The organism is Pandoraea faecigallinarum, assembly GCF_001029105.3.
Lineage (GTDB): Bacteria > Pseudomonadota > Gammaproteobacteria > Burkholderiales > Burkholderiaceae > Pandoraea > Pandoraea faecigallinarum.
The window spans coordinates 1785854-1812378 of the sequence record NZ_CP011807.3; the positions used below are offsets into that span (position 1 = coordinate 1785854).

Annotated in this window: 24 protein-coding genes; 17 read left to right on the forward strand and 7 right to left on the reverse strand. The window is 63.6% G+C overall.

The annotated features are described in order from the left end of the window. The first annotated feature begins 29 nt into the window (after positions 1–29). The 6 genes from iscA to iscX all read left to right on the forward strand — a co-directional run bounded on the left by iscA (position 30) and on the right by iscX (position 3826). Entirely contained in the window at positions 30–353 is a 324-nt protein-coding gene (gene iscA / locus AB870_RS08015) for an iron-sulfur cluster assembly protein IscA (protein ID WP_047907599.1), read from the forward strand. A 29-nt stretch (positions 354–382) separates the two neighbouring features. Then, a complete protein-coding gene (locus AB870_RS25555; protein WP_084663448.1) occupies positions 383–604 on the forward strand; it encodes a DUF3565 domain-containing protein in 222 nt (73 codons plus the stop codon). A 117-nt stretch (positions 605–721) separates the two neighbouring features. Beyond that, positions 722–1252, forward strand: a complete 531-nt coding sequence (gene hscB / locus AB870_RS08020; protein ID WP_047908961.1) for a Fe-S protein assembly co-chaperone HscB — start codon at positions 722–724, stop codon at positions 1250–1252. Positions 1253–1338: 86 nt separating this feature from the next. After that, positions 1339–3216, forward strand: a complete 1878-nt coding sequence (hscA, locus tag AB870_RS08025) for a Fe-S protein assembly chaperone HscA (RefSeq protein WP_047908962.1) — start codon at positions 1339–1341, stop codon at positions 3214–3216. A gap of 22 nt (positions 3217–3238) precedes the next feature. Then, complete coding sequence (fdx, locus tag AB870_RS08030; protein ID WP_047907601.1) at positions 3239–3580, forward strand: ISC system 2Fe-2S type ferredoxin; 342 nt, start codon at positions 3239–3241, stop codon at positions 3578–3580. Positions 3581–3631: 51 nt separating this feature from the next. Further along, complete coding sequence (iscX, locus tag AB870_RS08035) at positions 3632–3826, forward strand: Fe-S cluster assembly protein IscX (RefSeq protein ID WP_047907602.1); 195 nt, start codon at positions 3632–3634, stop codon at positions 3824–3826. A gap of 173 nt (positions 3827–3999) precedes the next feature. On the opposite strand, the gene AB870_RS08040 is transcribed toward iscX, so the two are convergent. After that, positions 4000–4722 (reverse strand): glycine zipper 2TM domain-containing protein, encoded by a 723-nt coding sequence (locus AB870_RS08040; protein WP_047907603.1) that lies wholly within the window; start codon positions 4720–4722, stop codon positions 4000–4002. Between the two features lie 279 nt (positions 4723–5001). On the opposite strand from AB870_RS08040, the gene AB870_RS08045 reads away from it, so the two are divergent. The 3 genes from AB870_RS08045 to AB870_RS08055 all read left to right on the forward strand — a co-directional run bounded on the left by AB870_RS08045 (position 5002) and on the right by AB870_RS08055 (position 8168). Then, on the forward strand, positions 5002–6297 hold the full coding sequence (locus tag AB870_RS08045; protein ID WP_157112273.1) for a glycosyltransferase family 87 protein: 1296 nt from the start codon (positions 5002–5004) through the stop codon (positions 6295–6297). Positions 6298–6346: 49 nt separating this feature from the next. After that, positions 6347–6949: a hypothetical protein gene (locus tag AB870_RS08050; protein ID WP_047907605.1), complete on the forward strand. Its 603-nt coding sequence runs from the start codon at positions 6347–6349 to the stop codon at positions 6947–6949. A 268-nt stretch (positions 6950–7217) separates the two neighbouring features. Beyond that, the gene (locus AB870_RS08055; protein ID WP_047907606.1) at positions 7218–8168 is read left to right on the forward strand and encodes a hypothetical protein; all 951 of its coding nucleotides are present in this window, start codon (positions 7218–7220) and stop codon (positions 8166–8168) included. Between the two features lie 134 nt (positions 8169–8302). Here the strand turns inward: AB870_RS08055 and lysS are convergent, their stop codons facing one another. The 4 genes from lysS to AB870_RS08075 form a co-directional block, all read right to left on the reverse strand. After that, positions 8303–9847, reverse strand: a complete 1545-nt coding sequence (gene lysS, locus AB870_RS08060) for a lysine--tRNA ligase (RefSeq protein ID WP_047907607.1) — start codon at positions 9845–9847, stop codon at positions 8303–8305. A 16-nt stretch (positions 9848–9863) separates the two neighbouring features. Next, entirely contained in the window at positions 9864–10343 is a 480-nt protein-coding gene (locus AB870_RS08065; protein WP_053059623.1) for an Ivy family c-type lysozyme inhibitor, read from the reverse strand. A gap of 3 nt (positions 10344–10346) precedes the next feature. Continuing rightward, positions 10347–11451, reverse strand: a protein-coding gene (gene prfB, locus AB870_RS08070; protein WP_174554720.1) for a peptide chain release factor 2 whose coding sequence is annotated in 2 segments (ribosomal slippage) — positions 10347–11378 and positions 11380–11451 — 1104 coding nt in all. Because the reading frame shifts where the segments join, the coding sequence is not laid out codon by codon here. A gap of 102 nt (positions 11452–11553) precedes the next feature. Next, entirely contained in the window at positions 11554–11775 is a 222-nt protein-coding gene (locus AB870_RS08075) for a hypothetical protein (RefSeq protein WP_047907608.1), read from the reverse strand. Positions 11776–12053: 278 nt separating this feature from the next. On the opposite strand from AB870_RS08075, the gene AB870_RS08080 reads away from it, so the two are divergent. Further along, on the forward strand, positions 12054–12950 hold the full coding sequence (locus tag AB870_RS08080; RefSeq protein WP_047907609.1) for a LysR family transcriptional regulator: 897 nt from the start codon (positions 12054–12056) through the stop codon (positions 12948–12950). A gap of 14 nt (positions 12951–12964) precedes the next feature. Here the strand turns inward: AB870_RS08080 and recJ are convergent, their stop codons facing one another. Together recJ and AB870_RS08090 are read right to left on the reverse strand one after the other, a co-directional pair. Beyond that, complete coding sequence (recJ, locus tag AB870_RS08085; RefSeq protein WP_047907610.1) at positions 12965–14662, reverse strand: single-stranded-DNA-specific exonuclease RecJ; 1698 nt, start codon at positions 14660–14662, stop codon at positions 12965–12967. Next, entirely contained in the window at positions 14659–15738 is a 1080-nt protein-coding gene (locus tag AB870_RS08090; RefSeq protein ID WP_047907611.1) for a hypothetical protein, read from the reverse strand. The genes recJ and AB870_RS08090 overlap by 4 nt, the downstream gene beginning before the upstream one ends. 183 nt (positions 15739–15921) lie before the next feature. On the opposite strand from AB870_RS08090, the gene AB870_RS08095 reads away from it, so the two are divergent. The 7 genes from AB870_RS08095 (at position 15922) to AB870_RS08125 (ending at position 26495) form a co-directional block, all read left to right on the forward strand. Next, positions 15922–17175, forward strand: coding sequence for a lipoprotein-releasing ABC transporter permease subunit (locus tag AB870_RS08095; RefSeq protein WP_047907612.1), 1254 nt, complete (start codon positions 15922–15924; stop codon positions 17173–17175). After that, positions 17168–17893, forward strand: coding sequence for a lipoprotein-releasing ABC transporter ATP-binding protein LolD (gene lolD / locus AB870_RS08100; protein WP_174554721.1), 726 nt, complete (start codon positions 17168–17170; stop codon positions 17891–17893). Before AB870_RS08095 ends, lolD begins: the two co-directional genes overlap by 8 nt. Positions 17894–18038: 145 nt before the next feature. Then, positions 18039–19505, forward strand: coding sequence for an IS1182 family transposase (locus AB870_RS08105; protein WP_053059471.1), 1467 nt, complete (start codon positions 18039–18041; stop codon positions 19503–19505). 217 nt (positions 19506–19722) lie between these two features. Further along, positions 19723–20598, forward strand: a complete 876-nt coding sequence (locus AB870_RS08110; RefSeq protein ID WP_047907613.1) for a TatD family hydrolase — start codon at positions 19723–19725, stop codon at positions 20596–20598. Between the two features lie 44 nt (positions 20599–20642). After that, positions 20643–23777 (forward strand): ComEC/Rec2 family competence protein, encoded by a 3135-nt coding sequence (locus tag AB870_RS08115; RefSeq protein ID WP_053059624.1) that lies wholly within the window; start codon positions 20643–20645, stop codon positions 23775–23777. Between the two features lie 84 nt (positions 23778–23861). Then, positions 23862–24692, forward strand: coding sequence for an alpha/beta fold hydrolase (locus tag AB870_RS08120; protein ID WP_047908967.1), 831 nt, complete (start codon positions 23862–23864; stop codon positions 24690–24692). Between the two features lie 144 nt (positions 24693–24836). Next, on the forward strand, positions 24837–26495 hold the full coding sequence (locus AB870_RS08125; RefSeq protein WP_047907614.1) for a CTP synthase: 1659 nt from the start codon (positions 24837–24839) through the stop codon (positions 26493–26495). The last annotated feature ends 30 nt before the right edge of the window (positions 26496–26525 follow it).

The window sequence follows — 26525 nt, forward strand, 5'->3', positions numbered from 1 at the left end:
GCGGCGCGACTCATAAGGAAGCAGGCAAGATGGCCATTACATTGACCGAGAAGGCCGCGCAGCACGTTTCGCGTTATCTGGCGCGGCGCGGCAAGGGCGTGGGCCTGCGGCTGGGCGTGAAGACGACCGGCTGCTCGGGCCTGGCCTATAAGCTGGAGTACGCAGACGACGTGGCGGGCGAAGATACGGTCTTCGAAAGCCACGGCGTGAAGGTAATCGTCGATCCCAAGAGTCTGCCGTATATCGACGGCACCGAGCTCGACTTCGCGCGCGAAGGCCTGAACGAAGGGTTCCGCTTCAACAACCCGAACGTGAAGGACGAGTGCGGCTGCGGTGAGTCGTTCCGCGTCTGACGCTGCACCGCCACGCTGCACCGCCCTTGATGCGGCCCTCATCGGCGCCACTGCGCAAGATCATCGGTTTTCGGCAAGACGGCGAAGGCCAATGGGTGGCGCGACTGGCATGCGGGCATGGGCAACATGTCCGGCATCTTCCTCCGTGGCAGATCCGGGCATGGACGCAAAGTCCCGCCGGCCGTGAGGCGATGCTCGGCAGTGAACTGCCTTGCCGCAAATGCGAGCGTGGCGAGCCCTCCGACGAATGAGACGGCGGGCACGTGGGCGGGCAAAGGCAGTAGCGTAGGCAACAAGGCGGCGCGAGCCGCTTTTTTTACGGGCCGAATGCGGGCCCGGACGTAGATCAAACGTGGTGAATGGGCGCGATGAGTGCATTGACTGACAACTATTTCACGCTGTTCGATCTGCCGCAGGGCTTCGCGCTCGATACCGATGCGCTCGAGGCCGCGTACCGTGCCGTGCAATCGCGCGTGCACCCGGATCGATTCGCGAGTGCGAGCGATGCTGAGCGTCGTGTCGCCATGCAATGGGCTGCGCAGGCGAACGCCGCGTACCGTACGCTGCGCGATCCGTTGCAGCGTGCCACCTATTTGCTGACGTTGCAGGGCATCGACGTGGGCGCGGAGAACAACACCGCGATGGCCCCCGATTTCCTGATGCAGCAAATGGAGTGGCGTGAAGCGATCGACGACGCCGTTGCGGCGCGTAACGTCGGTGCGCTCGACGCGCTGGCCAGATCGCTGCGCGACGACCGTCGTGTGCGGCTCGCCAAACTCGGCGACTGGCTCGACAGCGCGGCGTGGCAACCGGCGGCGGAAGCCGTTCGGCAACTGATGTTCATTGTGCGCGCGGAGGAAGACATCGCGCAGCGCATCGAAATGCTGGAAAACGTGTGACGGCCCGGTGCGGCGCCGCCACTTGTCTTTGAGAACTGCTTGAGAACAGGGTGCACGCGTCGGCGCGTCGCCCGTACTGCAAAGTCATGGCCCTTCTGCAAATTTCCGAACCCGGCATGTCCCCCGCGCCGCACCAGCGGCGACTCGCCGTGGGCATCGATCTCGGCACGACGCACTCGCTCGTTGCCTCCGTGCGCAGCGGTGTGGCGGAAGTCCTTCCCGACGAACAAGGCCGCGTACTGCTGCCGTCGGTTGTCCGCTATCTGGGCGGCCACCGTACGCAGATCGGGTACGAGGCCAAGGCGGCTGCCGCCACCGATCCGCGTAACACCATCGTTTCCGTAAAACGTTTCATGGGACGTGGACTGGCCGACGTCGCGCATGCGGACAACGCACCTTACGATTTTGTCGATGCACCTGGCATGGTGCAGATGACGACCGCCGGGGGCGTCAAGAGTCCGGTGGAAGTATCGGCCGAGATTCTCGCGACACTGCGTCAGCGCGCGGAAGACACGCTCGGTGACGATCTCGTCGGTGCCGTGATTACGGTACCTGCGTATTTCGACGATGCGCAGCGACAGGCGACCAAAGACGCCGCGCGCCTTGCCGGTCTGAATGTACTTCGTCTGCTCAACGAGCCGACCGCCGCGGCCATTGCGTATGGCCTCGATAACGCGGCGGAAGGGCTCTACGCTGTCTACGATCTCGGCGGCGGCACATTCGACATCTCCATCCTTCGCCTGACTAAAGGCGTGTTCGAAGTGCTGGCTGCTGGGGGTGATTCGGCACTTGGCGGCGACGACTTCGATCTGGCGATCTATCGCTGGGCCGTGCAGGCAGCGCGAATCGATACGGCCTCGCTGACGCCGGAAGACGTACGCGGTTTGCTGGACCACGCGCGTACCGCCAAGGAAGCGTTGACCGACGCGGAGCGCGCGTCCCTCGCGGTGACGCTGTCGGGCGAGCGCACAGTCGCGCTCGAACTGACGCGCGAACAATTCACAGCGCTTGGCGCGCCGCTCGTGCAACGCACGATCGGACCGATGCGCAAGGCATTGCGTGACGCGGGCATGGGCCCCGAAGACGTCAAGGGTGTGGTGCTGGTGGGCGGTGCAACGCGCATGCCGCAGGTCCGTGCCGCGGTGGCGGATTTCTTCGGCCGTGAGCCGCTCGTCGATCTCGATCCGGATCAGGTCGTTGCGCTGGGTGCGGCCGTGCAGGCCAATCTGTTGGCGGGTAATCAGGCCGAAGGCGACGATTGGCTGTTGCTCGACGTGATTCCGCTCTCGCTCGGTGTCGAGACGATGGGCGGGCTGGTCGAGAAGATCATTCCGCGTAACGCAACCATCCCGGTCGCACGTGCGCAAGAGTTCACCACCTTCAAGGACGGTCAGACGGCGATGGCCATTCACGTGCTGCAAGGCGAGCGTGAACTGGTGTCCGATTGCCGTTCGCTGGCGCGCTTCGAGTTGCGCGGCATTCCGCCGATGACGGCGGGTGCCGCACGCATTCGCGTCACGTATCAGGTCGATGCCGACGGTCTGTTGTCGGTCTTCGCGCAGGAAATGCATTCCGGCGTGGCCGCGTCCATCGAAGTCAAGCCTTCATACGGTCTGGCGGATGAGGACATTTCGCGCATGTTGCAGGACAGTTTCGGCGCCGCCGAGCAGGACATGCGCGCCCGCGCGCTGCGTGAGCAGCAGGTCGAAGCCGAACGTCTGCTCGTCGCCATCGACAGCGCCCTGCAAGCCGATCCGGAACTGCTGGATGCGAACGAGCGCGCGCGGATCGACGGCCTGCTGGCCGACCTGCGTCAGAAGGCTTCCGGCGACGATCAGGCAGCGATCAAGGCGGCCACCGAAACCCTGTCGCATGCGACGGATGCCTTTGCTGCGCGCCGTATGGACAAGAGCATCCGGGCCGCGCTGGCCGGCCGCCGCGTGGCGGACATCGACAAACTGTAAGACACACACGGAATTCAAAGCCATGCCACAAATCGTTGTATTACCTCACGTCGAGCTGTGCCCCGAGGGGGCCGTGCTGGAGGTCGCGCCGGGCACGTCCGTATGCCGTGCGTTGCTGGATAACCATATCGAAATCGAACACGCCTGCGAGTTGTCGTGTGCATGTACCACGTGCCACGTGATCGTGCGCGAGGGGTTCGAATCGCTGGAGCCGGCAGAGGACGAAGAGGAAGATCTGCTCGACAAGGCCTGGGGGCTGGAGCCGACGTCGCGTCTGTCGTGCCAGACGTTGATGCCGGACGACACGGATCTGGTCGTCGAAATTCCGAAGTACACGATCAATCACGCCAAGGAAAATCACTGATCGATACCGATGCGTATCGCGAGGTGACGAGACAGCACAAAGGAGCTTCCCATGAAATGGACCGACAGCCTGGAAATCGCGATTGCGCTCACGGAGGCGCATCCCGATGTCGACCCGCAATACGTGCGCTTCACCGACCTGCATAAGTGGGTGCTGGCGCTCGACGGATTCGACGACGCCCCGGATCGCTCCGGCGAGAAGATTCTGGAAGCCATTCAATTGGCCTGGATCGACGAGGCAGATTGATCGACGAATGTGTTGTCAGGCGCGCGCCTCGCGTTTCGCCTGAGTTCGCCTGACGACGATTCAAGACAAAAGCCGCTCGAAAGAGCGGCTTTTGCGTTTTGGCGTCGAGGTTCGAACGGCGGAGGGACAGGGGAGGGATAGGGGAAGGATAGGGGAGAGGCGGGCGATGAGACTCAGCTTGCGCGCACCAACCCGTTGTTCTCCAGGCGTACGCGGTCCCCAGGCTGAACGCCTGGTGCGGACTGGTACGTCCAGTAGCGCGTCTTGCCGGTGTCCATGCGAACGTAGACGCGATACACCGTGTCGGAGCGCACGCGCTTCTCGACTTCGTTGCCGGCAAGGCCCCCGCCCAGCGCGCCGACCACCGTCATTGCCGTACGGCCGTTGCCGGCGCCGAACTGGTTGCCGAGCAGGCCGCCTGCGACGGCACCGCCGACAGCACCCAGACCGGTGGCGTGCCCTTCCGTGCGAATCGGCTCGACGGACTGCACCGTACCGCACGTGGAACACGTTGCCGCACGTGATTGCGACGGCGCGGCCGCCTGCTGCGCGTACGACGGTTGCGGCGCCGGGGCGCGTTGAGCGGGGGCTTGAGGCGCTGCGTACTGCGCGCTCTGCGGCGCTTGCGTCGCTGTCGGTTGCGATTTAGACGAATTGGTCGAACCGTACGAATTAGAAAGCGACGCTTGTTGAGGCCCCGTTAGTGCGTATTGTGCGTTGTTGTTGTTCGGATTCGTCGAGTTCGTCGAGTTCGTCGATATCGGGCCGTCGGTGCTCCTGGCGACAGGCAGCACGCCAGTAATGGCGGCGACCCCGAGCAGGCTGACGACGACGATGCTGCCGGCTGCGGCAGCGACCAGCGGATGCATGCGGCGCGGTTGCAGATCGTTATCCATGTTCTTTTCTCCATCGTGCGGTGAGTGCGACCCCCTTTCTGCGTGCTGGCGTGCACGGGCGGTTTCGCATGAGAAAAGTGTCCGCCACGGCGCCGAGTGCATCCGTTTCTTTTTGTAACGCGATGTAAGATGTGCATCGTCGGGGCGTCCGCCGGGTATCGGTTTTTGTTGATTTAAGTAATTGAAAAATATGGTGATTTTTGTCTTCTGAGCGTCCGCTTCACGAAGCGTGTGGGCGCCGCTCTTAACAAAAGAAACAAGTCGTTGGAGAAGCATGACGTGAATCGACAGACGGCATCGTCCAAATTGCCATTGGCCCGGAGGGGGGTGTCGACCGGCGGTGCCGCGCTGGCCCGTGGAGTCGAATTTGCGGCGGGCGCGGTCATGCTGTTGCAGTGGCTCGCGCTAGGGGCGTGGGCCTACAGTTGGTTGACGAGCGAAGCGCAGGGAACGGCGGGGATGCCGCCATTAGGCCATGACTTTCGCGTCTACTGGACCGTTTCCTGGATCACCACGCATCTTGGTGCGCTTGCTGCCTTCGACACCGCGACGCTCGGTGCGCTACAACATCAGTTCTTTCCTGCATACACCGAAACCGGGCGTTGGCTTTATCCCCCCACCTACCAATGGCTCATCCAGCCGTTATCGGCGATGCCGTACCGATGGGCATACGGTGTGTATGCGAGTGTCAGCGTTGCCCTGTACGCTGCCGCCGTATGGCACTGGCGTTCGCAGGCGCGTTGGCCATGGCTCGTGGTCATGGCATTTCCCGGTCTATGGATTGCGATGATGGCGGGGCAAAATTCGGTAGTCACGCTGCTGTTGATGACCGTTGCGCTTTCCTGCTCGGCTTCACGGCCGCTCCTTGCCGGCGTGTGCGGTGGCCTTCTGGTTATCAAGCCGCAGTTTGCGGTATTGCTGCCGTTGTGGTGGGTATGCGGCCGCCAGTGGCGCGCGTTATTGACGATGCTGCTCACTGGGGGCGTATGCTGCGCGCTCACGTTGGCATGGGAAGGCTGGTCGTTGTGGGGGGCCTTCTTCACGTCCGTATCGAAGTTCAACGCCGAAGTGGTTCAGCAGGGCGGCGGTGGCATCTGGCATGCGATGCCTACGATATTTGCGTTTGCGCGTCTTCACGGAGCGACGTTGCCCGCGGCCTACGCGCTATACGGTGCCGTGGCTGTGCCGTCCATCTTGTTTGCGGCGTGGCTTTGGGCGACAGGCGCGTCGTTGTCCTTGAGCGTAGCCGCCGCGATCATGGCAACGCTGCTGTCTCAGCCGTATCTGCTGTATTACGAATTGGTGTGGTTGATCGTGCCGCTGCTGTGCCTCGGCGCGCCCAACGTCGGCGACCGCGCTTCCGCCATTCGTCCCCCTGACCCGGCCTGCTCATCGGATGGGCTGTCAGCGTGGCTCGGCGGACGATTGTTGGCCGCAATCTGGTTGTTGCCGTTACAAGCGTACCTTGCGGCCCTGTGGACGCCCATGGGGCAGTGGGGTGTCGTGCTGCTACCCGCATTGATGCTGATGATCGTCTGCCGCGCCCGGCGCCCGGCACTTTCGATGCCCGCATAATGGCACCCATTGCCTGTGAACGTCACTTCCATCGGGTGGTCCCACGCTTATGATCGATACCCTTGCGCCCCTCGAAAGTCCGCTGGATACGGCCAGTCACGCACATGTCTATCCGTACGTCGTGCCACGCGCGTGGGTCGATACGCACGACGCGGAAGGCGACGTCAGCGAACCGTTTTCCGACGATGTCTTCGTGACGTTGGTAGTCGATAGCCCAGCGGGACTTCGGCGCTTGCAAGGCCGGGATTTGCACTTGGCGGGGCTGACGTTTGAAGCGATGTTCGCCCAGGCGGCGTCGAACCTGTCACGGGCATGGGCCGCGCGGCATTTCGAATTCGGCATTGCCCGGCTCGACGACGGCACGATGATCGGCGGCTCTCGTGGTAACTGGATGGCGCCTGCTGGTGCATTGGTACTGGGCAACCTCTACCAGTCGATGGTCGAGCATTTCGAAGCGAAGGAGTTTGCCGCCATCGCAGTCAACCGCACGTTTGTCGTGGCGTTTCCCACCGACACGAAAACCCTGTCGTCGCTGGCATTGCGTCAGTTGATCGAAGGCGCATCGAGCGGTGCAATCCTCCCCATTTCTCGTGGCTGGTTGCGGCTCGATGGCGAGTGGCCGTCTGCCTATCGCGGAATACCGGCTTTCTGAAACAGGCATTTCGTATTGTCTCGTTTCACACAATCTGCCCTCGCGACCCGATAACGTGACGGGTATGGCTTCCTAGACTCGGTGAAGGCACATCCGCTGCCGCCACCGGAGACCACGTATGCCAGCATTTCCTTCGTTATCGCCATATACGGCGAGTTCGCACCTCACAAACGCACATCCCGTACCGATCGCCCCGGAGACAACCGGGCGCGCGTCGTCGTTATTTGTCTCGCCCGTTGCGTCGACGGAGATATCGAGTGACGCATTCGTGCAAGCGTTCGAAGGTGCGCGCGTGCTTCGTGCTGTCGCCGAACCGCGCGCCGGAACGCAGTGCACCACGGTGTTGCCTCGCACGTCACCCGTTGAGGTGCAAGTCGAGGGGCGTACCGTCATGAATCTGCCGACCGGGTTGGATCGCGTGACATTTCTTACCGAGAACCGTGCGAGCGCCGTCTGGATGGAGGCGCAGGGTGCAACACGCCCGCTCAACGGATGCCCGGCGGACGTGCGCCCGGGGCAGGTGGCCGCCGACATCGCGGATCGTATGTCGTGTCTGGGCTTGGGCGTCGATGCGGGTTCGCGAACGGCTGTGGGGCCGGAGACCCAAACCGGTGCGTCATCGGGTGCGTCATCGGATGCGCGATCTGAGGCGCGAGCCCGCACTGCAAGCGCGCCGGGAGGCGCCAGCGAATTTGCGACGATGGAAGCGCTGTCGCTCCCTTCGGTCTACATCCGTGAGCCGGGTTTCGAGCCGGGGACGGTGGCGGCGCTCGAATACGATCTCGGGTGGCGGGCACTGGCGCCGTCCTGGCGCACCGTGATGCCGTCAATCGACGAGGCGGCGTGGGCGGCGGACCCGAATACCGCGCTGTTCCGTGCGGTCGGCCGTGCCGTGCTGCCGCATCTTGCGACTTACGAGCACGGGGATCTCGCGGACGAGATATGTGCTCGTATCGTGTCGTTCCACATGCATGCCGGTGGATGGGTCGACTGCTTGTCCAACGTCACACAGACGGCGGCCCGTCCGTCTCCCAACGGTGAATCCGAGACCGTCGCGGCCATTGAACTCTCCGATTTCCTGCGCGAATGCGCCGGTACGAACTGGCGAGAGTCGCTTATTGGCCGCGAGGGAGAAGACGCGCTGACGCGTCGGCGCGAAGCCTGCTCGCCAGCATCGACGACGGCGGCGACCTCCGTAGGGGCGGCTGAAACCCGCTGAGATCAGCGACGCCAGACGACGCGACATTGACTGGGTGGCCTCGCCCGGGCGGCCGACATCGTGATGAAAAATGCCGCAGCCCCGAAAAGGGTCAGGGCCGCGGCTTTGCATGATGCTTGTCGCGTACCGGACGATCAGTCTTCGCGACGCAGGTGCGGGAACAGCAGCACGTCGCGAATGTTGGGGCTGTCGGTGAGCAGCATGATCAGTCGATCGATGCCGATACCGCAGCCGCCCGTCGGGGGCATGCCGTACTCGAGCGCGCGAATATAGTCGGCGTCGTAGTACATCGCTTCTTCGTCCCCGGCATCCTTCTGCTCGACCTGCGCACGGAAACGTGCGGCCTGATCTTCCGGGTCGTTCAGTTCCGAAAAGCCGTTGGCGATCTCACGACCCGTGATGAACAGTTCGAAGCGCTCGGTAATGCCCGGCACCGTGTCCGAAGCGCGTGCCAGCGGCGAGACTTCCACGGGGTAATCGACGATGAAAGTCGGCTCCCACAACTGGCTTTCCGCAGTCTCTTCGAACAGAGCCAGTTGCAATGCGCCGAGACCGGCGTTCCTGAACTGCGGTGCGTCGACCTTCACGCCGTACTTGCCCAGCGCACCACGCACGAAATCGATGTCCGCGAGCTGCGCATCGGTGTATTCCGGTGCGTACTTGCGGATCGCTTCGACGATCGTCAGACGATGGAACGGCTTGGACAGATCCAGTTCGCGGCCCTGATATTCGATCGTCGCGGTACCTCGCGCATCGACGGCGGCACGGCGGATCAAGGCTTCGGTGAAGTCCATCAACCAGCGGTAGTCCGTATAGGCTGCGTAGAACTCCATCATCGTGAATTCCGGATTGTGACGCGGCGAGACACCTTCATTGCGGAAGTTACGGTTGATCTCGAACACGCGCTCGAAGCCGCCGACGATCAGGCGCTTCAGATAAAGCTCCGGCGCGATACGCAGATACATCTGCATATCCAGCGCGTTGTGATGCGTGATGAACGGCTTGGCGGCCGCACCGCCCGGAATCGGGTGCAGCATCGGCGTTTCGACTTCCATGAAGTCGGCGTTCGTCATGTACTGGCGAATCGATGCGATGGCCTTCGCACGGGCGCGGAACGTATTGCGCGTCTCCGGCGAAGTGATGAGATCGACGTAACGCTGGCGATACTTCGTTTCCTGGTCGGCAAGGCCGTGGAACTTGTCCGGCAGCGGGCGCAGCGCCTTGGCGAGCAGACGCAGCTCCTTGACCTTCACCGACAGTTCGCCGGTACGCGTGCGGAACAGCGTGCCGGTTGCGGCGATGATGTCGCCGATGTCCCAGCCCTTGAATGCCGTCATCGAGTCGGCGCCGACGTCATCGCGGCCGATGAAGAACTGGATCTGACCGCTGCCGTCCTGCACGGTGGCGAAGGCTGCCTTGCCCATCACGCGCTTGAGCATCATGCGACCGGCCACCGACACGGCGATGGGTTCGGCTTCGAGCGTTTCGTTGTCGACGTCCCGGTAACGCGCTTGCAGTTCGCCGGCGTGCTGCCCGGGGCGGAAGTCGTTCGGGAATGCCACGCCGCCCGCACGAATCGCCGACAGTTTCTCGCGACGCTCGGCGATGAGCTTGTTGTCGTCCTGCGGCAGGTCGGTTGCCTGATTGGCCGAGTCGGCCGGGGTGTTTTGATCGGTCATGATGCGAACGATGAGGTTATTCGGTAAAACGCAGCGTGTGGAGCAGGGCATTCTTGAGCGAGCCGTCGGGCGCACCCAGCCAGATCAGTTCGGTGCGGTCCTGATGTGGGCTGGCATTGGCCGTTGCACTCGGGTCTCGCACAAACAGCGCCGCGATCGCCTGTGAGCGCGGTTCGTACAAAATGTGGACGTACTCGCTGGGGCAGTCGTGTGGCTTGCAACTCTGCACCAGCAGCCAGGGTTTGCCGGCGACGCTCACACGTTGCGACGGCGTTGACGTTCCTCCCTGACGCACCCACGCGGGCACGGTGCGCGGTGCAACGATGCGTGCATAGGCGCCCGAGAAATCCGGGCGCTTCAACAGTTCATGCAGGTACGGTCCCGTCTCGGGACTTGCACCCGGTGCGCCCGGCGTACTGGCCGGGGCAGCAACGGCGGCGCGCTGCATGCACAGCGCACCCACCACCCACACGGCCAGCGTGCGGACAAACGCCATTCCTTACACGCCCTGCTTGAGGCTCGCCGAGATGAAATCGTCCAGATCGCCATCGAGCACCTTGCCGGTGTTGCCGGTTTCCACGCTGGTGCGCAGATCCTTCACACGGGACTGGTCGAGAACGTACGAGCGAATCTGGTGCCCCCAGCCCACATCCGTCTTGCTCGATTCGAGCTTGTCCTGCTCGGCACGACGCTTGCGCATTTCGTGCTCGAACAGACGCGAGCGGAGCATGTCCCACGCTTCGGCGCGGTTACGGTGCTGTGAGCGGTCGTTCTGGCAGGCCACCACGATACCCGTCGGGATGTGCGTGAGACGCACGGCGGAGTCGGTTTTGTTGATGTGCTGACCGCCCGCGCCCGAGGCACGATACGTATCGGTACGCACGTCGGCCGGATTGATTTCGATGTCGATCGAATCGTCGACTTCCGGATACACGAACAGGCTGGCGAACGAGGTGTGACGGCCGCCCGACGAGTCGAACGGCGACTTGCGCACCAGACGGTGCACGCCGGTCTCCGTGCGCAGATAACCGTAAGCGTAATCGCCGGTGACCTTGATGGAGGCGCTTTTGATGCCGGCGACGTCGCCGTCCGACACTTCGAGCACTTCGGCCTTGAAGCCCTTGCGTTCGCAATAGCGCAGATACTGGCGCAGCAACATGCCGGCCCAGTCGTTTGCCTCGGTACCGCCGGCGCCGGCCTGGATGTCGATGAAGCAGTTGTTCGGGTCGGCCGGATTGTTGAACATCCGGCGGAACTCCATCTCGCCCACGCGTGCGGCAAGACCCTGCGTGTCGCTTTCCAGCGCCACGAGCGAGTCTTCGTCGCCCTCGTCGCGGGCCATGTCGAACAGTTCCTGCGTATCGGAAAGCCCCGCGTCGAGCTCGGTCAGGTTGGTGACCACGCTATCGAGCGCCTTCTTTTCCTTGCCCAGCGCCTGGGCGCGCTTGGAATCGTTCCAGATGTTGGGGTCTTCGAGTTCCTTGTTGACTTCGGTCAGGCGAGCTTGCTTGACATCGAAGTCAAAGATACCCCCTGAGCTCGCCAACGCGGGTGCGCAGGTCGGCGAGCAGGGATTCGAGGGCGTTGAGACGTTCTGCTTCCATGAGCTATGACTATTGCGAATTCGGGAAAACCGCAATTATAGCGCAGCGAAGCCCCCGTTTCCCTCACTTTTCGGGGGCTTTTGGCGAGTTTCGGACAGTGACTTATCGCGACGTCTGACGCAGGCCGAATGCGTCGCGTGCGTAGCCCACATCAGCGAGCGAGGTCTCATCGAACGCTGCGAGCGCTTCGGCCTGACGCGTTTGTTCGTAATGCAGGCGCCACTGCTCGACGGCGCGAAAGAACAGGCCGAGCGGGGTGACCGGCGTGGCAATGGCCGGGCGCGAGGCATTGACGTTGGCGGCGGCGGACAGAGGGCGGTTCATGATGGGCGTTCCTTTCGTTCCTTGACTAAGGCGCGGTGTGCTGACCGAGGCGGAATACCCCAGGTAGACGCCGCACTAGGGATAACCCGGAATTTATGAGTTTCTCATGAGTTAAAAAGTGAATTGTTCAGACAATTTTGTTCACTATTATTGAACTGATGTGCGGCGTCGCATAACATGCCCCGACGGGGGCGGAGGTGCTACCGTATGCGTCACTCCCTAGCTTTCCTTCCGCCATTTGTTGCCGCCGCCACGTTAGCTGCGCCCCGGAGAGCGTCATGGATTTTCTGCAACTTCAGACCTTCAAGGCCATCGTGGACGAAGGCAGTGTGCTGGGAGCGGCCGAAGCGCTGCATTGCGTGCAGTCGAACGTGACGGCGCGAATCCGTTCCCTCGAACACACGGTCGGCGTCAAGCTGTTCCATCGGCAAGGGCGCCGCCTGCAACTCACGCCGAGCGGGCGCACATTGCTGGGGTATGCGGACCGGATTCTCGCGCTGTCGCGCGAAGCGAGCGCTGCGCTCAATCCGGCGAGCGAGCCGGCCGGCGACTTTTCGCTGGGGGCGATCGAATCGTCGGCGACGTCGCGTCTGCCGGCGGTGCTCGCCCGGTTTCACGCGGCGTATCCGAAAGTCCGTCTCAATCTGGTGACCGACACGTCGTTGAATCTGCTCGACGAGATTCAACACGGCCGAGTGGACGCGGCGCTGATTGCGGGGACTGCCTGTCTGGAGGCGCAAGCGCAGATGTCGGTGGTGGCCGACGAGATCTACCGCGAGCCGAGCGTGCTCGTCGCCCCCGCGCGTGCAGGGCGTGTGCACGAAGCCGCCGATCTGGCGGGGGCCACCCTTCTCATGTGGCCGCCGGGCTGCCCTTATCGCGGCACGATGGAGCAGTGGCTTGCCGCGAATGCGGTGACGCCGGGCCGCATACTGAGTTACGGCAGCTACGCCACCATCGTGGCGTGCGTCGGGGCAGGGGTGGGCTATTCGCTGGTGCCGCGCGGCATCTATCAGCGTTATCGGCAGGAGGCGAACATCGTCGGCCACGCGATGGAAGATCTGGCGGCCGTGCCCAACTTTTTCGTGCGGCACCGGGGTGTCGACGTGCATCCGGCACGAGAGGCATTTCTGCGTGTCATGCGCGACTACGTCGCCGAAGCGCAGTCTGCGTAGCGGGACTTCGGCGATCAGCCTTGAGCGTGCTCGATGATCATTTGCACACGGGATACGCCGTTAAAGGTGTCCGCAGCGAGGCGATACGCGAACCGCGCACGGCTGGGCAGTGTATCGGCATGGTTGAACCAGATCGCATTAAAGCGCATGCGACCGCGCCCGAGTTGCAGTTTCAGATGCTTATCCTTGAGGATCGCCTGCGAGAGCACTTCGAATTCCCCCGAGAAGACCGGCGGCGGAAAACCTTGCCCCCAGACCTGCGCATCCAGCATGGCGACGAACGGTGGCACGAAACAATCGTCATCGATGTCGCCATCGGTTTCGATGACGCGCGAGAGCGCTTTTTCGTCCAGCCACGCTTGTCCGACGGCTTCGAATGCGGCCTGAAAGCGCGGCAGGGCGTCGGCGGCAATCGTCAGGCCGGCGGCCATGGCATGCCCGCCGAACTTGCCGACGAGGCCGGGTTCGCGCTTCGTGACGAGATCGAGTGCGTCGCGCAAGTGGAAGCCGGGAATCGAGCGCCCCGAGCCTTTGATCTGCCCGTCGTCGCCGGGGGCGAAGACGATGGTCGGGCGATAGAACTTCTCTTTCAGGCGGGCCGCCACGATCCCGATTACGCCCTGATGCCACGTTTCGTTAAACGCACACAACGTCGTTGCCGCACGCGGGTCGAAGCGCGCCAGATCCGCCAGTGCTTCCTGTTGCATGCCCGCTTCGATTTCGCGGCGTTCGCGGTTCATCGCGTCGAGTTCCTGCGCGAGCGTCCAGGCGCGGGCGTCGTCGTCGGTGAGCAGGCATTCGATGCCGAGCGACATGTCGGCCAGGCGTCCTGCGGCATTCAGGCGCGGACCCAGCCCGAACCCCAGGTCGAAGCTGCCGGCTTGCCGCGCGTTGCGAGCGGCCGCGCGAAAGAGGGCGTTGACGCCGGGGTGCATACGCCCGGCGCGCATGCGCGAGAGGCCCTGCGCCACCAGAATGCGGTTGTTGGCGTCGAGCTTGACCACGTCCGCCACGGTGCCCAGCGCCACGAGATCGAGCAACGTATCGAGACGCGGCTGTTCGCGCGTGTCGAAGGCGCCACGTTCGCGCAATTCGGCGCGAAGTGCCAGCAGCACATAGAACATCACACCGACACCGGCGAGATTCTTGCTGGGGAACTCGCAGCCCGGCTGATTCGGATTGACGATGCAGCGCGCGTCAGGCAGTTCGCTGCCAGGCAAGTGGTGGTCGGTGACGACCACCTCGATGCCGAGCGTTTTCGCCGCAGCAACCCCTTCGAGGCTGGCAATGCCGTTGTCGACGGTGATCAGGACGTCCGGCGGTCCTTGCCTACCGTTCGCCGCGAGCGAAACGATTTCTGGCGTGAGGCCATAGCCGTATTCAAAGCGATTCGGCACCAGATAGTCGACCTTCGCGCCGAACATGCGCAGACCGCGTACGGCTACGGCGCAGGCCGTCGCTCCGTCGCAGTCGTAGTCGGCCACGACGAGCATTCGTTTGCCTGCGGCAATCGCGTCCGCGAGAAAGGCGGCCGCTTCTTGAGCCCCCTTGAGTCGCGTTGGCGGAATCAGCCGGGCAAGGGCGGTTTCGGTCTCGACGCTTTGTGCGACGCCGCGCGATGCAAACAAGCGCGCGAGCACCGGATGGATGCCGTCGCGCGAGAGGGCGTGGGCTGTGGCTTCGTCGACGTGGCGGGTGACGATGTCGGTCATGCCGCTTCCTCGCCGAGCCGGGCCAGCGCTGTCATCCGAACGGGCAGGGGCTGGCGCCGCCAGAATTTGCGCAGATCGCCGCTGCGCGAGCGGATCGTCACGCTGTGGCTGTCGCCACACAGGGTCAGCGCGACTTCGCGAGCCTGCCCCGAGGTGGCGCGCGCCAGTGCAGGCGCAAGCCACGTACGGTCGATCTCGACGAGGGCATCGCGCCAGCGTGCCCAGTCTTCCATCAGGAAATGCGACGTCAACGAGTCGATCTGCACTATCGTACGACCGTTGGCGGCCTCGATGCCGGCGGATGTCGGGTGCAATGCGATCTGCATGTGGTTCGCCAGGCCACGGGTGGCCGGCGCGTCGGCCAGCACCGTCACGCAAGGACGATTCATGCGCGGCGCGGCAATGCGCTGTCCGCCGCTGTACAGCCAGATGGCATTGACGGGCGGCAGACGGCGGGCTTCGCGGGTCTGATTGGCGGGATGGTCGTACCACGCCATCTGCACCTCGTTCTGCCACTTCCGCCACGTCAGTTCGGCCTTGCCCTGCGGCAGCCATATGTCGACGTTGCGGCCCGCGGCGCGCGCGGGCGAGGCAGTGAGCAGATCGCCCAGCGCCGGTGCGCTCAGATACCAGCGGTCGGCGCGCGGCGCAATCAATTCGGCGCTTTCTTCGGCGAAGAGCGCGTGAGCGGTCGCGAAAAGGGCGGCCGACTCCTCCGTACTCAGTTCTAGCTCGGCCGGGTCCGTCAGCACCAGATGGTCGGTGGCGATGTGGATGTGGGCGGGTTGCGCGCAGTACCAGAACCGGGTGTCCAGCGCGCCGCTGTCTTCAAGCAGCATGAAGGGCGCAAGCGGCGCGCGCGACGGGCCGCCGGGCAGTCCGAAGGCGTCGGCGAGCCAGCGCTCGTGCGGCAGCGTGGGAACGAATGGGTCCTCGGGCACGTCCTGCGCCGACGGGACGCCGCGCGCGAGCAACTTTTCGAGCGCAGGCAACTCCAATCCGGCCAGCAATGCGGGCAAATGCGCCGACGCGGGGAGCGCGAACGGCAAGAGAAAGTGCAGGGCAGGTGTATCCATGTCGAGGCGAATTGTATGGCAAACTTCGCGCTGGCAGTTGGGTGACCCTGACGTCAGGTACGGAACGTGCCGTCCGGCACACCGGGAAGGGGCCGGTGTGCCGGGCCTGGGCAGTCGGCCAGCGCCGGTGAAGACCGGCGCCGGCGCGTTCCGATCGATCCTTATCAAGAATCAGGAATCCGTTTGAAATTCCCATACGAATGGCAGATCGGCTGGCGCTACACGCGCACCGGCAAGCGATCATCCGGCAACGGTTTCATTTCCTTTATTTCCTTCATCTCCATGGCCGGCATTGCGCTGGGCGTGGCGGCGCTCATCGTGGTGCTCTCGGTGATGAACGGCTTTCAGAAGGAAGTTCGGGACCGCATGCTTTCCGTGCTGGCGCACATCGAGGTCTTTGCCGTCGACGGCAACCTGCCTGACTGGCAGCGCACGGCCGCGGAGGCACTGCAAAACAAGAACGTCATCGCCGCCGCTCCGTACGTGGGCGAACAGGCCATGCTCACGCGCGACGACAATGTGCGTGGCGTGGTGCTGCGCGGCATCGTGCCGAGTGAGGAGGCGAAGGTCTCGGACCTCGGCAAGCAGATTACCGACGGCACGCTCTCGAACCTCACGCCCGGCAGCTTCGGGATCGTGCTTGGGCGCGAGCTTGCACGCGCGCTGGGCGTGAGCGTCGGCGACAAAATCACGCTGGTGGCCCCTCAGGGAACGATCACCCCGGCGGGGGTCCTGCCGCGCGTGAAGCAGTTCACCGTGGTCGCAATCTTCACGGCGGGGCATTACGAGTACGATAGTTCGCTCGCGTTGATCGATCTGCACGATGCGCAGACGTTGTTCCGTCTGGACGGTCCAACAGGCGTGCGTCTGAAAATTCGCGACATGGAGCAGGCACCGCTCGTCGCGCGCGAACTGGCCAGAACGCTGTCCGGCAATATGTGGGTGCGCGACTGGACGCAGCAGAACAAGAACTGGTTCGTGGCGGTGCAGACCGAGAAGCGCATGATGTTCATCATTCTGACGCTCATCATCGCGGTCGCAGCGTTTAACCTCGTGTCCTCGCTTGTGATGACGGTGACCGACAAGTATGCCGATATCGCGATTCTGCGCACGCTCGGGGCGCAGCCCGGTTCGATCATGAAAATCTTCATCGTGCAGGGGGTGACGATCGGCTTCGCCGGTGCGTTGCTCGGCGTGGGGCTTGGGTGTCTGATCTCGGTCAACATCGGCACCATCGTTCCGTTCATCGAGCGCCTGCTGGGCATTCACTTCCTGCCGCAGGACATCTATTTCATTTCCGAATTGCCTTCGGATCTGCAATCGTCGGACGTGATCCGTATTGGGGTGATTTCCTTCATCCTCTCGGCGCTCGCGACGATTTATCCGAGCTGGCGTGCCTCGCGCGTCAAACCGGCGGAGGCTCTGCGCTATGAATAACGCGAATCAATCGATGGCCCCGGTGCCGAATCTGGCTTACGACGGTCCGGTGTTGCGCGCACGCGATCTGCACAAGACATTCCGGCAAGGCCAGTTGAACGTGACCGTGCTCAACGGCGCAAGTCTGGACGTGGCGCCGGGAGAGAAGGTGGCGATCGTCGGCGCTTCAGGCTCCGGCAAGAGCACACTGTTGCACGTGCTGGGCGGGCTCGACGATCCATCGCGCGGCGAGGTGTCGCTGCTGGGCAAGCCGTTTTCGTCGCTGCGCGAGCGCGAGAAGACCGCGCAACGCAACCAGTCGCTCGGCTTCGTCTATCAGTTCCACCACTTGCTTGCCGAATTTTCGGCGCTCGATAACGTGGCCATGCCGTTGCGCATTCGCCGGATGCCGGCCGAGCAGGCGCGTGCGGCCGCACAGGTCATGCTCGAGCGCGTGGGGCTGGGCTCGCGGGTGAAGCATCGTCCGTCGGAATTGTCGGGCGGCGAGCGTCAGCGCGTGGCGATGGCGCGGGCGTTGGTGACGCAGCCGGCATGCGTGCTGGCGGACGAGCCGACCGGCAACCTCGACGGGCATACCGCCGAGACCGTGTTCGAGCTGATGCTGGAATTGTCGGAGACGCTCAAGACCAGCTTCGTGATCGTCACGCACGATATCGATCTGGCGCGTCGCTGCGATCGGGCGCTGCGCCTGCGCGAGGGGGTGCTTGAGGCGGCGTGAGCGCCGTTCTGCGGGTGCTCACGGGGCACGTGGGACGTAACACCGTAACGCCTTAATGTCGTATGCCTTAACGCCGGGGATTCCCCGGCGTCAGATTGCTGACAAACCCTCGCCAAGTGCGAGGGTTTTGTTTTTTAATAGCAGGATGCTAAAGATCCCGACGCCCACGCAGCACGAACTCGAGATGGTGACGCTCGAGGAACTCGTGCCGAAGGACCACCTGCTGCGCCAGATCGACGCGGCAGTGGATTTCGAATTCATCCGCGAAAAGGTCGCGCATCTGTACTGCGCAGACAACGGTCGTCCGGCGCTCGATCCGGTGGTGATGTTCAAGCTGCTGTTCATCGGCTACCTGTTTGGAGTGCGCAGTGAGCGGCAGTTGATGCGCGAGGTCCAGGTCAACGTCGCCTATCGGTGGTTCGCCCGGTTTCGGCTGACCGACAAGGTGCCGGATGCGTCGACGTTCTCACAGAATCGCCGCCGACGCTTCACGGACACGACGGTGTATCAGGAGATCTTCGACGAGATCGTGCGCCAGGCGATGGGCCGTGGTCTGGTCGATGGCCGTGTGCTGTACACCGACAGCACGCACCTGAAGGCCAACGCGAACAAGAACAAGTTCGACGTGGTAAAGCTGGAACAGACGCCTGCGGCCTATCTGGAGAAGCTCAATGCGGCAGTGGATGCGGACCGGGCCGCGCATGGCAAGAAGCCGCTGAATCGGGACGACGATGAGCCGCCGTCGAGCAAGGACACCAAGATTAGCCGGACCGATCCGGACAGCGGCTACATGGTGCGGGACGACAAGCCGAAGGGCTTCTTCTATCTGGACCACCGCACGGTGGACGCCAAGCACGCGATCATTACCGATACGCATGTGACGCCGGCCTCGGTGCACGACAGCCAGCCGTATCTGGAGCGGCTGGATCGACAGCGCGAGCGCTTTGAGTTCAAGGTGGAAGCGGTGGGGCTGGATGCTGGCTACTTCACGCCAGCGGTGTGCCAGGGGCTCGAGGAGCGGGAGATTGCCGGGGTGATGGGCTATCGCACGCCGAACCACAAGCCGGGGCTGTTCTACAAACGGCAGTTCCAGTACGACGCGTACCGCAACGAGTACGTGTGCCCGCAGGGACAGGCGCTGCCGTACAGCACGACTAACCGGCTCGGCTATCGGGAATACAAATCCGATGCTCGGATATGCCGGTGCTGCCCGGTACGAGCACAGTGCACGAACAGTGCCAACGCGGTGAAGGTGGTGACGCGCCACGTCTGGGAGCGCGCCAAGCAGCGGGTGGACGCGAGGCGGCTGAGCGAGTGGGGACGACGCATTTACGCGCGGCGCAAGGAGACGGTGGAACGCAGCTTTGCCGATGCCAAGCAACTGCATGGGCATCGCTATGCGCGCATGCGCGGGCTGCGCAAGGTGGCCGAGCAGTGCTTGTTGGCTGCGGCGGCGCAGAACATCAAGAAAATTGCGATGCTGGTGGCGCGCCTACGGGCGCGTGCAGGCGAGCGCTCGTACCTCTGGCGCCCGTTTCGGTGGCTCATGAGCGTCCTGAGGGCTTGTCTCTCAATGTGCGCGCCCTTACGCTGCCCATTCGCCCTTGCCTAAAAGATAAAACCCCTCGCTCCGAAAAACGAGGGGTTCGTCAGCAATCTGACGCCGGGGATTCCCCGGCGTTTTTCTTTGGCGCTCGTCGTTGGCGTTTGCCGATGCGTTTTTCGGTAACGTCCTAGACCCGGATGCGGTGTTGTCCGATGGTCATGACATGCTCGACGTGCGAGCCTTGTCATCGACCCGTAGAATTGACGCTCAAGGACCTCTGACCATGTGGATCGACACCCATTGCCATCTCGACGCGGCCGAGTTCGACGCCGACCGTGCCACCGTCATCGCCAATGCCACTGCCGCCGGTGTGGCCGGGCTGGTCGTGCCGGCCGTCGAATGCGCCACCTTCGATGCAGCACGCGCGGCCGCGCGTGCCGTACCGGGAGGGGCATACGCGCTTGGCATTCATCCGCTGTACACGCCTCGGGCGCGTGAGGAAGATATTGCAACGTTGCGTGTGGCCGTCGAGCGTGCGATGGGCGATCCGCGATTTGTCGGCATCGGCGAGATCGGTCTGGATTATTTCGTGAAGACGCTGGACACTGAGCGTCAGCAATTTTTCTATGTCGAGCAACTGAAGATTGCGCGCGATTTCGATCTGCCTGTGATCCTGCATGTTCGACGCTCGCAGGACGCATTGCTGAAGCAACTGCGCATCTTTACGCCGCGAGGCGGCATTGCGCACGCTTTCAACGGGAGTCGCCAACAGGCGGACATGTTCGTCGAACGCGGATTCTGTCTCGGCTTCGGCGGGCAGATGACGTTCGATCGTGCCTTGCAGATTCGCCGTTTGGCCGTGGAGATGCCGCTGTCGTCCATCGTGCTGGAGACCGACGCGCCCGACATTGCCCCGGAGTGGATTTACAAACAGCGAAACAGTCCGGCGGAATTGCCCCGCATGGCAAAGGTTCTGGCAGCGTTGCGGGGCGTGACGCTTGAAGTGCTGTCCGAGGCCACGTGCGCCAACGCCTGGCGAGTCCTGCCCCGTTTATCTGGCGCGACGGCGATGAAACCTGGCGACGGTCTGGCCGCCAATTCGTCTCCGATGTCTCTGATTTCTCCGAACTCCGGTTCTCCTTCCGGGCAATCGCGCTGACGCTGCGGCGTCGCGCGGATGCAAGAACATGACGCGAGAACGTCATGAGAATGGTGCTGCTTGCCTGGGTCGCGGGTGTCTGGTGGTTACAGCAGGCACCGGTGTTGCCTGCCGGGCCTTGGTTTGTCGTGACCGCGAGCGTCGCCGCGATGCTGTTTGCCGTCGGCGCGCTTTGTGCCGTCTGGGGCGCGTCCAGGGGCGCGAGGATTTCCGAAGCTTCGTGCGCCATGACCCGCGACGAGGATCGGGGCGGATCTGTCGCCGGTGCGCGCGATCCGTCGCATCGGAATCGCTCCGGGCTGCTAGCCGTCATCCATTGGCGAAGGTCGGTTGGAATCACTGTCATGGCATCGTGCGCCGCGGTGGGCGGTTATGCATGGGCAGCCTACCGGGCGGAACTGCGACTGGCCGATCGGTTGTCGACAGCGCTGGAAGGGTGGGACATCACAGTGACCGGCGTCGTTGCGGGCTTGCCGGCCACCACGGGGAGCGGGATCAAATTCGCGCTCGACGTCGAGGGGGCATTCGTTGCGACGGCATCCGGAGGCGGGGACTCGGAGTGTGGCGAATGTCCCGGTCATGCGCTGTGCGCGGGCCGCGAGCGAACGTCGCCGGGGATCTCGCCGCCGCTCCCTCCCATCGCGTCGCGACATACGGGTACGTCACGGACAGCGCGTGCGGTCGATGTGGCCTGTCGGGCAGTGCATGTGCCCGGACGCATCGAATTGGTTTGGCCCGGCCGTGCGTCGTTCGGCGGGAGCTATGCGGTGCGCAATCATGGGAACGACAGAGACATGGGCGATCGTCAGGTTGCGCTCAAGAGCGCCGAGACGCCAGATCTGCGGTTGCCACGCGCCGGCGAACGATGGCGGTTGCCGGTTCGCCTGAAAGCGCCGCGCGGACTCGCCAATTGGCACGGCTTCGACGCCGAGTTGATGGCAATGGTGAAAGGTATCGGTGCATCGGGATACGTGAGAACGCCGGGCGGCAATGGCGCGGGACCTGCAAGGAATCGCCCGCTCAGGATGCACGACGGACCTGTGCGGGGATATGGCTTCGACGCATGGCGCGAGCAATTGCGTGACGATTTCCGGGCGGCGCTTGGACCCTCTGCAAGGTATGGCGGTGTGCTGATGGCCCTGGCGCTCGGCGAACGTGGGGACATCGCGGATCGTGACTGGCAGATCTTTGCGGACACCGGCGTAAGCCATTTGTTGGCGATTTCCGGGCTGCATGTGTCCCTCGTGGCCGGGGCGTTTGCGGCAATGGTCGGGGTGCTCTGGCGTCGAACCTGCTTTCGACGCTTCAGTTTGCCGTTGTGGTGGCCCGCACCGAAGGCGGCGGCGATTGCCGGCTTGCTGGCTGCGGTGGCTTACGGCGCGCTCGCCGGTTGGGGCGTTCCGGTCCGGCGCGCTGTCGGGATGGTGGCGGTCGTCGTCCTGGCGTTGATGAGCGGGCGCGCCGCGGCACCGTCTTATGTGCTGGCATGGGTGTTGGCCATCGTGGTTGCCGTCGATCCGTGGGCCGTCGTCACGCCAGGTCTCTGGTTGTCGTTCGGTGCCGTGGCGGCGCTGGTGATGGCAGGCGAGCGCCGCGAAACGCGAGCGGCGGATCAATCCCGGCGCATCGACGAGCAAAGTGGCACGGTGGGCTCGTCGGCACATGCTGCGGATCTTGCCGGTCCGGCGGTGCGGGGCGGCAATTCCAAGCCGTCACCGAGGTGGCCCGGCGCTTGGGGGACGTTGCTGTTCGTGCGATTTGGGCAGGCCGCGCGTGCTCAGTATGCGGTCACGATCGGACTGGTGCCGCTCACACTGGCATGGTTCGGGACCGTGCCGCTGCTGGGGCCACTGGCAAATGCCGTCGCGATTCCGGTGATGACGTTGATCGTCACTCCGTTGGCATTGGCGAGTGTGCTGGTGCCGAGCGGGCTGGCGCATTGGACGCTTGCCGTCGCTCACGCCGTCGTCAGCTGGCTCGCCGACTGGCTGGCAACGCTTGCTGCCGTGCCGTGGGCCGTGTGGCGTGCACCGGTCGCGCCCCTGTGGGCGCAACTTGCCGCAGTGGCGGGCGTCCTGATCTGCCTGGCCCCCATGCCGCCATGGCTTCGCCGAAGCTGGCAGCGCAGGGCAGGCGTGCGTCTCGCCGGTTTTGCGCTGATGGGGCCGGCCGTCTTCGCGTCGCCGGGGCGGCCGGCGTTTGGCGAGTTTCGCGTCACCATGCTCGATGTCGGACAGGGGAATGCGGTGCTTGTGGAAACTGCGACGCGCACACTGCTTTTCGACGCTGGGCCACCGTTTGGCCGACACAGCGACGCCGGACGACGGGTGATCGTTCCCTACTTGCGAGCGAACGGGACGGTGCGGCTCGATCGAATGGTCGTGAGCCATGCGCATGACGATCATTTTGGCGGGGCGATGAGCGTATTGCAGGCGTTTGCTTCGTCGCAGGTGTTCTCGTCGTTGCCTGCGGAACATCGGGTACGCCGCGCCGCGAAGTCGCATCGGACCTGTCTCGCGGGCCAGCAATGGACGTGGGACGGAATCACGTTCCGGTTCCTGCATCCGGATGGCGCGGCATTGCGCGAGAGTTGGCGCGCGCGCGCGGGACCCAATAGCGTGAGTTGCGTCTTGCGGGTCTCGAATGCTCGGTACAGCGCGTTACTGGCGGCGGACGCGGAGGCGATGCAGGAACGCACGATGGTGGCGCGATTCGGGTCTGCGCTGCGCTCGGACATTCTGCTCGCGCCGCACCACGGCAGTTCAACGTCGTCGACACCGGTATTCGTCGCTGCGGTTTCACCGTCGCATGTGGTGTTTCAAACCGGCTATCGCAATCGTTTCGGTCATCCGAAGCCACCCGTTGTCGAGCGCTACCGCGCTGCCGGCGCGCGAATCTGGCAAAGCGTGACACACGGTGGTGTGAGGTTCGAGAGCGGCCCGGGCGGGATCGACGTGCAGGCGTACCGCAAGCTTCACCGGCGATATTGGCGGTATGGGCAGTCTCGGGAGTTCGGGGAGTCAAGGGAGTCAAGGGAGTCAAGGGAGTCAAGGGAGTCAAGGGAGTCAAGGGAGTCTAAGGAGACTAGGGAGACTAGGGAGTCTAGGGAGTCTCGCGCGGCTCGGGAATCTGAGCGGTACCGTCATGCGGATTCGACGGAATCCTCTACCGGTACCTGACGAGCGGTTCGCTAGAATGGTCCGGCAAATGTCCTGCGCCCCAATCGATGCGCGCGAGGGGCGCTCGCCCAGACTATGAATTCCATGACAAGAGACATCATCCACTTTTCGCACGGCAACGGCTTTCCGGCCGGCGTCTATCGCAAGATGCTCGGGGCGCTCGCCGACGAGTACGACGTGCGCGCCATTGATCGTATCGGACACGATCCTCGCTATCCCGTCACACCGGGATGGCGGTATTTGCGCAACGAACTGGTCGACACGCTGGTGCGTCAGTACCGCGGCGAGCCGGTTTGGCTCGTCGGCCATTCGCTCGGCGGCTTTCTGAGTCTCATGGCGGCGCTCAAGGCGCCGCAGTGCGTGCGCGGCGTGGTGATGGTGGATTCGCCGATCGTCACGCCGGGCTGGCGCACGCAGATGCTCCGCCTGGGCATGCTGACGGGTTTGTACGAACGCATGTCGCCGGCCGGCGCGACGAAACGGCGGCGCGACCAGTGGCCGGACTGGGAAAGCGCATGGCAGCACTTCGCAAACAAGCCGGCGTTCGCCAGTTGGGATCCGGACGTGCTGCGCGACTATATCGATTGCGGGACGTTGCCCACGGGGAATGGCGACGCGCGCCGGCTCGCGTTCGCGCGCGAGATCGAATACCGGATTTACCTGACGTTGCCGCCATCGCTCGCCGTACGTGCCTTGCGCGGCGTGCCGGTTCCGGCCGGTTTTCTGGCGGGCACGGCGTCGCGTGAACTGCGGCAGGCGGGGATCGGCGCTACCCGCCGCATCGTCGGCACGCATCTGCGTTATGTGCCGGGCACGCACCTTTTCCCGATGGAACGGCCGCTGGAGACGGCGGCTGCCGTCCGGGACATGCTCGCGGAGTTGAAGGACGGACACCGGCGCGCGCTCGCTGCCTGAACGAAGCCGGATTCACGCCGAAGCGCGCCGTTCGTCACGAGGCGCTGCATCCGGCCCCTGTCAAGGCCAAAATTTGCCGCGCCGCAGGTCGAGGGCAGGGGCGCTTTCGGGTATAATCCGGCTTTCCCGCGAGCAATTACTGCGATGACCAAATTCGTTTTTGTCACGGGCGGCGTGGTTTCCTCTCTTGGTAAGGGAATTGCAGCCGCATCTCTGGCCGCGATTCTCGAATCGCGTGGCCTAAAAGTCACCCTCCTCAAGCTTGATCCCTACATCAACGTCGACCCGGGCACGATGAGCCCGTTCCAGCACGGCGAGGTGTTTGTGACTGAAGACGGTGCGGAAACCGACCTGGATCTGGGGCACTACGAGCGCTTCATCAGCGCTAAGATGCGTCGTGCGAACAACTTCACGACGGGCCAGATCTACGAATCGGTGATCCGCAAGGAGCGCCGTGGCGAATATCTCGGCAAGACCGTTCAGGTCATTCCGCATATCACCAATGAAATTCAGGCCTTCGTCGAGCGCGGTGCGCGTTCGACGTGGGACGGCCATCCGGACGTCGCTATCGTCGAAATCGGCGGTACGGTCGGTGACATCGAGTCGCTGCCTTTCCTCGAAGCCGCACGTCAGATGAACCTGCGCCTGGGCCGCAACAGCGTGGCCTTCGTGCACTTGACGCTCGTGCCGTACATCGCGACGGCCGGCGAACTCAAGACCAAGCCGACGCAACACAGCGTGCAGAAGCTGCGCGAAATCGGTATTTCGCCGGACGTGCTGCTGTGCCGTGCCGACCGCCAGATTCCGGAAGACGAGTGCGCGAAGATTTCGCTGTTTGCGAACATCCCGCAAGACGCCGTGATCTCGGTGTGGGATGTCGACACGATCTACAAGATTCCGCAAATGCTGCACGATCAGGGCATGGACCGGATTATCTGCGAAGAGTTGAAGATCGAGGCCAAGCCGGCCGACCTTTCCATGTGGACGCGTCTGGTGCACGCCGTCGAGAATCCCAAGCATGACGTCACGATCGGTATGGTCGGCAAGTATGTCGATCTGACCGAGTCGTACAAGTCGCTGATCGAAGCACTGCGTCACGCCGCGATCCATACGGAAACGCGCGTGAACATCGAGTACATCGACTCCGAACAGATCGAGAAAGACGGCACCGATGCTCTCAAACATCTGGATGCGATTCTCGTGCCGGGCGGTTTCGGCCGTCGCGGTACCGAAGGCAAGATCAAGGCGATTCGCTACGCGCGCGAAAACCGCGTGCCATATCTGGGCATCTGCCTCGGTATGCAACTGGCAGTGATCGAATTCGCGCGCGATGTCGCCAATCTGGGCGATGCGAACAGCACGGAATTCGAGCCGTCGACGCCGCATCCGGTCGTCGCGCTCATCACCGAGTGGCAGGACCGCGACGGCAAGATCGAGCAACGTACGGAAGATTCGGATCTGGGCGGCACGATGCGCCTGGGCTCGCAGCGTGTGCCGGTCAAGGCCGACACGCTGGCGTCGCGCATCTATGGCGAGACGGTCAATGAACGTCACCGCCACCGTTACGAAGTCAACAACCATTACGTGCCGCAGCTCGAAGCCGCCGGGCTCGTGATTTCGGCTCGTACACCGACCGAGAATCTGCCGGAGATGATGGAACTGCCGCAGCAGGTGCACCCGTGGTTCGTGGGCGTTCAGTTCCACCCCGAGTTCACCTCGACGCCGCGCGACGGTCACCCGCTCTTCAAGGCATATGTCGAAGCGGCGCTGGCAGGTCAGCAGGCGCGCAAGAAGGCCGCCTGAGACGCGCAGCGAGCGAGAAACAAGGAGTTC

Bases quoted from the DNA above. Each gene is read 5' to 3' on its own strand.
- iscA (WP_047907599.1), top strand. From the start codon at position 30: ATGGCCATTACATTGACCGAGAAGGCCGCGCAGCACGTTTCGCGTTAT.
- AB870_RS25555 (WP_084663448.1), top strand. From the start codon at position 383: ATGCGGCCCTCATCGGCGCCACTGCGCAAGATCATCGGTTTTCGGCAA.
- hscB (WP_047908961.1), top strand. From the start codon at position 722: ATGAGTGCATTGACTGACAACTATTTCACGCTGTTCGATCTGCCGCAG.
- hscA (WP_047908962.1), top strand. From the start codon at position 1,339: ATGGCCCTTCTGCAAATTTCCGAACCCGGCATGTCCCCCGCGCCGCAC.
- fdx (WP_047907601.1), top strand. From the start codon at position 3,239: ATGCCACAAATCGTTGTATTACCTCACGTCGAGCTGTGCCCCGAGGGG.
- iscX (WP_047907602.1), top strand. From the start codon at position 3,632: ATGAAATGGACCGACAGCCTGGAAATCGCGATTGCGCTCACGGAGGCG.
- AB870_RS08040 (WP_047907603.1), bottom strand. From the start codon at position 4,722: ATGGATAACGATCTGCAACCGCGCCGCATGCATCCGCTGGTCGCTGCC.
- AB870_RS08050 (WP_047907605.1), top strand. From the start codon at position 6,347: ATGATCGATACCCTTGCGCCCCTCGAAAGTCCGCTGGATACGGCCAGT.
- lysS (WP_047907607.1), bottom strand. From the start codon at position 9,847: ATGACCGATCAAAACACCCCGGCCGACTCGGCCAATCAGGCAACCGAC.
- AB870_RS08065 (WP_053059623.1), bottom strand. From the start codon at position 10,343: ATGGCGTTTGTCCGCACGCTGGCCGTGTGGGTGGTGGGTGCGCTGTGC.
- AB870_RS08075 (WP_047907608.1), bottom strand. From the start codon at position 11,775: ATGAACCGCCCTCTGTCCGCCGCCGCCAACGTCAATGCCTCGCGCCCG.
- AB870_RS08080 (WP_047907609.1), top strand. From the start codon at position 12,054: ATGGATTTTCTGCAACTTCAGACCTTCAAGGCCATCGTGGACGAAGGC.
- recJ (WP_047907610.1), bottom strand. From the start codon at position 14,662: ATGACCGACATCGTCACCCGCCACGTCGACGAAGCCACAGCCCACGCC.
- AB870_RS08090 (WP_047907611.1), bottom strand. From the start codon at position 15,738: ATGGATACACCTGCCCTGCACTTTCTCTTGCCGTTCGCGCTCCCCGCG.
- lolD (WP_174554721.1), top strand. From the start codon at position 17,168: ATGAATAACGCGAATCAATCGATGGCCCCGGTGCCGAATCTGGCTTAC.
- AB870_RS08105 (WP_053059471.1), top strand. From the start codon at position 18,039: ATGCTAAAGATCCCGACGCCCACGCAGCACGAACTCGAGATGGTGACG.
- AB870_RS08110 (WP_047907613.1), top strand. From the start codon at position 19,723: ATGTGGATCGACACCCATTGCCATCTCGACGCGGCCGAGTTCGACGCC.
- AB870_RS08115 (WP_053059624.1), top strand. From the start codon at position 20,643: ATGAGAATGGTGCTGCTTGCCTGGGTCGCGGGTGTCTGGTGGTTACAG.
- AB870_RS08120 (WP_047908967.1), top strand. From the start codon at position 23,862: ATGACAAGAGACATCATCCACTTTTCGCACGGCAACGGCTTTCCGGCC.
- AB870_RS08125 (WP_047907614.1), top strand. From the start codon at position 24,837: ATGACCAAATTCGTTTTTGTCACGGGCGGCGTGGTTTCCTCTCTTGGT.